This window comes from Nocardioides sp., from assembly GCF_036374615.1.
Taxonomy (GTDB): domain Bacteria; phylum Actinomycetota; class Actinomycetes; order Propionibacteriales; family Nocardioidaceae; genus Nocardioides.
In genome coordinates this window covers 1-5,263 of sequence record NZ_DASUTK010000216.1, presented here as the reverse complement: position 1 = coordinate 5,263, position 5,263 = coordinate 1, and the positions used below count along the sequence as shown (strand labels likewise).

Annotated in this window: 6 protein-coding genes; 2 read left to right on the top strand and 4 right to left on the bottom strand. The window is 71.6% G+C overall.

The features are described from left to right. On the top strand, positions 1–1,509 hold a 1,509-nt coding region (locus tag VFZ39_RS16655), incomplete at its 5' end, for an ATP-dependent Clp protease ATP-binding subunit (protein WP_330866912.1). A gap of 13 nt (positions 1,510–1,522) precedes the next feature. Here the strand turns inward: VFZ39_RS16655 and VFZ39_RS16650 are convergent. Genes VFZ39_RS16650 through VFZ39_RS16640 form a run of 3 tightly spaced genes read right to left on the bottom strand, consistent with a single transcriptional unit; the run spans position 1,523 to position 4,280 of the window. Continuing rightward, positions 1,523–2,080: a GNAT family protein gene (locus tag VFZ39_RS16650; protein ID WP_330866911.1), complete on the bottom strand. Its 558-nt coding sequence runs from the start codon at positions 2,078–2,080 to the stop codon at positions 1,523–1,525. Further along, positions 2,077–3,042 (bottom strand): NAD-dependent epimerase/dehydratase family protein, encoded by a 966-nt coding sequence (locus tag VFZ39_RS16645; RefSeq protein ID WP_330866910.1) that lies wholly within the window; start codon positions 3,040–3,042, stop codon positions 2,077–2,079. Before VFZ39_RS16645 ends, VFZ39_RS16650 begins: the two co-directional genes overlap by 4 nt. Positions 3,043–3,065: 23 nt before the next feature. Further along, positions 3,066–4,280, bottom strand: coding sequence for an alpha/beta fold hydrolase (locus VFZ39_RS16640; protein WP_330866909.1), 1,215 nt, complete (start codon positions 4,278–4,280; stop codon positions 3,066–3,068). A gap of 116 nt (positions 4,281–4,396) precedes the next feature. Here VFZ39_RS16640 and VFZ39_RS16635 point away from each other — a divergent pair, with 116 nt between their 5' ends. Further along, positions 4,397–4,684 (top strand): DUF1905 domain-containing protein, encoded by a 288-nt coding sequence (locus VFZ39_RS16635; RefSeq protein WP_330866908.1) that lies wholly within the window; start codon positions 4,397–4,399, stop codon positions 4,682–4,684. A gap of 23 nt (positions 4,685–4,707) precedes the next feature. Here the strand turns inward: VFZ39_RS16635 and VFZ39_RS16630 are convergent. Then, positions 4,708–5,263, bottom strand: a 556-nt coding sequence (locus VFZ39_RS16630) for an FAD-binding oxidoreductase (protein WP_330866907.1), incomplete at its 5' end; no start/stop codon positions are given.

The following is a 5,263-nucleotide window of genomic DNA, read 5'->3' as shown; positions in this document are numbered from 1 at the left end:
CAGGAGAAGTACGAGGCCCACCACGGCGTCCGCATCACCGACGCCGCGCTGGTCGCGGCCGCCACCCTGAGCGACCGCTACATCACGGGCCGGCAGCTGCCGGACAAGGCGATCGACCTGATCGACGAGGCGGCGTCCCGGCTGCGGATGGAGCACGAGTCCAGCCCGGAGGAGATCGACGAGCTCCGACGCAGGGTCGAACGGCTGAAGATGGAGGAGTTCGCACTCGAGAAGGAGTCCGACGAGGCCTCCAAGGAGCGGCTCGCCGCGCTGCGCCAGGACCTCGCCGACCAGGAGGAGACGCTCCGGGGGCTCGAGGCGCGCTGGGAGCGCGAGAGGGACCAGCTCCAGGGCGAGGGCGAGCTGCGTCGCCAGCTCGACGCGCTGCGGATCGAGGCCGAGAAGCACCTGCGCGAGGGCAACCTCGAGCAGGCCAGCGAGATCCAGTACGGCAAGATCCCCACGCTCGAACGGCAGATCGCCGAGGTCCAGGATGCCGAGCAGGCCGACATCGACCCGCTCGTCGGCGAGGAGGTCGGCGCGGAGCAGATCGCCGACGTCGTCGAGGCCTGGACCGGCATCCCGACCGGCCGGTTGCTGCAGGGCGAGACCGCCAAGCTGCTCGAGATGGAGTCGGTGCTGGGTGAGCGGCTGATCGGGCAGCGCGAGGCCGTCACCGCCGTCAGCGATGCTGTCCGCCGTTCGCGCGCCGGCATCTCCGACCCGAATCGTCCGACCGGCTCCTTCCTGTTCCTCGGCCCGACGGGTACCGGCAAGACCGAGCTCGCGAAGGCGCTGGCGGACTTCCTCTTCGACGACGACCGGGCGATCGTCCGGATCGACATGAGCGAGTACTCCGAGAAGCACTCGGTCGCGCGCCTCGTCGGCGCGCCCCCGGGCTACGTCGGGTACGACGAGGGCGGCCAGCTGACCGAGGCGGTCCGGCGCCGCCCGTACTCCGTGGTCCTGCTCGACGAGGTCGAGAAGGCGCACCCCGAGGTGTTCGACATCCTGCTCCAGGTGCTCGACGACGGGCGCCTGACGGACGGCCAGGGCCGCACCGTCGACTTCCGCAACACGCTGCTGATCCTCACCAGCAACCTCGGGTCGCACTTCCTGGTCGACCCCCTGCTGGATCCCGAGAAGAAGCGGGAGTCCGTGATGGCCACGGTGCGCTCCTCGTTCAAGCCGGAGTTCCTGAACCGGCTCGACGAGATCGTGGTCTTCGACGCGCTCACGAAGGACGACCTGACCCACATCGTCGAGCTGCAGCTCGCGCTGCTGGAGAAGCGGCTCGCCGTACGGCGGATCGTGATCGAGGTCACCGACGCCGCCAAGGAGTGGCTCGCCGACACCGGCTACGACCCGGCGTACGGCGCGCGACCGCTGCGTCGGCTGATCCAGTCGGCTATCGGTGACCCGCTGGCGCGGAAGCTGATCTCCGGCGAGGTCACCGACGGGGAGTCGGTCACGGTCGACGTGGGCGAGGACGGGCTGGTGCTGCGCTGAGGATCAGGGCAGATCACCGAGGATCGGTGACGAGGATCCCCATGATCACGTCGTCGCGCCACGATCCGCCGACGAAGGCGGCCTCGCGCTCGCGTCCCTCCTCCACGAAGCCGCACCGCTCGTAGCACCGGATCGCGCGGGCGTTGTGGGCGAAGACCTTGAGTCCGATCCGGTGCAGGCCGACCTCCTCGAAGCCGAACCGGACCACCTCACGCGTGACCTCCGCCCCGAGGCCGAGGCCCCAGATCCGGCGGTCGAGCAGCCCCACGCCGAACTGCGCCTTCTGGTCGTCCTCGCGCAGCGTGTGCAGGTTCGTGGTGCCGACGAATCGGCCCTCGTGCTCGATCGCCCAGTGCAACGGCGTGGGGCCCGAGGTGACGTGGTCGTACCACTCCTGCGCGTCGGTGGTGGTCATCGGCACCGGCTCGGTGAAGTCCGGCTGGCCCCCGAACATCTGGAGTATCTCCGGGTCCTGGCCCAGGACGCGTCGGCCTTCGACGTCGGTGGGCTGGAAGGGCCGGAGCATCGCGCGCGCCGTCGGCAGGACGGGGGTCTCCGTCGGCAGCCTCACTGCGACACCCAGCGCGCAAGCAACTCCGTCTCGCGGGCGGCCGTGAGTCCCACCCCCTCCACGAGGTGGTCGTCGGTGGCCCAGGAGGCGGTGTCGCGCACCGTCTCGGACAAGGGCCGGTGCCGGAGCCCGGCCGCCTCGGCCCGCGCCGGTGACATCGCGGACTCCCAGTCGGCGACGCCCTCGCTCCACAACGGGAGGTCCGCGCCCGTCAGGCCCTGCTCGGTCAGCCACGACCCGTCCACCCAGGTCAGGCTGGTGCCGGTCGGGGCGATCTCGGCGGTGGCCTCCAGCAGCTCTGACCACGGCTGCGCGGGCCGGACCGCGTTGAAGACCCCGGACACCTGGCCGGTCGCGAGTCGCAGCTGGAACGCGGCCAGGTCGCGTACGTCGACGACCTGGGCCGGGTCGGTCCGAGCGCCAGGGGCCAGAACCTCTCCTCCGCGGGCCATCCGGCGGATCCACCAGGGATACCTGCCGGTGGGGTCGTCCGGGCCGACCACGTAGGTCGGGCGGACGACGCTCAGTCGATCGCCGTACGCCGTGGCTGCGGCGCGCTCACACGCCACCTTGAGCGGCCCGTACGTCTCGTCGGTGACCTCCTCGACGTCGTCGCCCGCGACCGGGAGCAGCGGGCTGTCCTCGTCCCCGTCCGGCCCGGGCAGGTCGCCGTACACCGACACGGTCGAGACGAGCACGTGGTGGCCCCCTCGATCGCCCAGTGCGTCGGCCAGGGCCCGCACCTGCGTGGGCAGGTACGCGCACACGTCCACGGTCGCGTCCCACTCGCCGTCGCCCAGTGCTGACAGGTCGCGGTTCCTGTCGGCAAGCACGTGTCGGGCGGACGGGAACAGGGTCGTCGACGAGCGGTGGACCAGGGTCACGTCATGGCCGGCCGCCAACGCGGCCTCGACCAGGTGCTTCCCCACGAACCGGGTGCCGCCGATCACCAGAAGTCGCATCCCGTCATCCAAGCACCAGTCGGTCAGAGCTCGCGGGCCAACGTGATCAGCCGGTCGATCACCTTCTCGCCCGAGGTGCGCAGCGCGCTGTGCTCGTACTCGTTCGTGATCCACGGGTGGACCCGACGGAGCAGGGACGCGGTGCGCACCGACAGCTCCCGGTCGACGAACGCGTCGTCGTAGTAGACGGCCGCCGCGACCGGGACGTCGGCTTCCCGCAGCGCGTCCTCGTCGTACAGCCGCGGCCACTCGCGCTCGGCGAGCACGTCGGCGAGCTCCGCGTACGGGCGGAGCTCGGAGCGCTCCTGCAAGAACCACGGCGCGATGTGCTCGCCGGTGAGCAGCGTCTCGTCCTCGTCGTACGCCGCTGGGCGGACCCGGTGCGCCGACCACCGGCTCGCGCTGCCGTCCGCGCAGCACGCCTCGTGGAGGAGCGTGTAGATCGGGTTGCGGCCGTGGAACGGGATCAGCCGCTCGAGGTCGTGGCTGAACGCGGGGGAGGTGGGGTCGCGTTCCAGCAGGTGGTGGAGGGCGTCGCCGCCGCCGTCGCGGCCGAGGACCCCGCCGATCGAGCGCAGCAGACCGGGCGTGAGCGGGTCGCCCCCGGGAAGCGACAGGCTGCCCGCCCGGGCGAGATCGAGCGCTGCCCGCACCCGATCGCGGTCGCCGGGGAAGCGGCGGTAGTACCGCTCGCACTTCGCCTGCATGGTCACGTACGTCGCGGCGTAGATGTCGTCGGGGGAGACCCCGACTCCCGCGAGACCACCGGTGACGTAGACGGTCTCGAGGCTCTCGGCCGCGAGCGAGAGATAGGTCAGCGAGGTGAACCCGCCGAAGGACTGGCCGAGCAGGCTCCACCGCTCGACGCCGAGGTGCTCGCGGAGGAGCTCGCAGTCGCGGACGATCGCGTCGGCTCGGAAGTGGGTCAGGTAGTCGGCCTTCGCGGTGACGTCGTCGCCCGGGATCTGGTCGTACCGGCCTACCGGGCTCGAGAGTCCGGTGCCCCGCTGGTCGAGCAGCAGCACCCGGTAGTCGCGGGCAGCGCGCTGAAGCCACGCCGGGCCGTCGACGGTGCTCGGCCGCGGGCTCTCACCGCCGGGCCCGCCCTGGAGGAACAACAGGTACGGCCGCTGCTCGCCCCCTGGCTCGCGCACCTCTCGCGCGTACAGCGACAGGGTCGGGCCGTCGGGCAGGCGGTGGTCGACGGGGACCTCGAGGATGTGATCGACGGTGCGCATGTCCCGATCGTGTCGTGCGGCAGCCCGTCGGTCGAGCCATCCCGGTCGCGCCGGGCGATGACTTCCGGGCGGGTCGCGGGTCTGCACAGGTGTCCCGACGACGAGAGGTGGCCATCATGCACGGCGACAAGGGACCGCTCGACATCACGTTCACCGCGACCCTCGGCAAGGCTCGCGAGGGAGACACCTGGACCTGTGTCCAGCTACCCGACTCCGCCACGATCTTCGGCACCAGAGGTCTGGTGAAGGTGGCCGGCACGGTCGACGGCGAGCCGTTCCGCGGATCGTTCATGGCGCTCGGCGACGGCACCCACAAGCTGCCGGTCGCGGCCGCGATCCGGAAGGCGATCGGGAAGACCGACGGCGACGACGTCACCGTGCACCTGACCGAGCGGCTCGGCTGAGCGGCCCCGCTGGTCAGCAGCACCTAGCCCGGCAGCACCTCTTCGGGCAGCACCTTGCCCGGGTTCATCAGCCCGGCGGGGTCGAGCGCCTGCTTGATAGCCCGCATCAGGTCGAGCTCGACATCGGACTTGTACGACGCGGCAGCATCACGGCGCAGCGTGCCCAGACCGTGCTCCGCGCTGATGCTGCCGTTGCGGCCCGCCACCGCGTCGTACACGACGCGTGTGAGCTCCTCGCTGCGCCGGATGAACGAGTCGTCGGCCGCGCCGCCCGCCGGCGCGGCCAGGTTGACGTGCAGGTTGCCGTCGCCGACGTGACCGAAGGTCACCAGCCGCACCCCCGGCACCAGTACGTCGAGCCGCGGTCCGACCTCCTCGACGAACCCGGCCAGGTCGGCGATCGGCAGGGTGACGTCGTGCCTGAGGCCGGGTCGGGCGTGCCGTTGCGCCTCGGAGATCCCCTCCCGCAGCAGCCACAGCGACGCTCGCTGGGCGGGGCTGCCGGCGACGACGGCGTCCGCGACGAGGCCGCGCTCAACCGCCTCGCCGATCGCGGCCTCGAGGCTCTCGTCGAGCGCC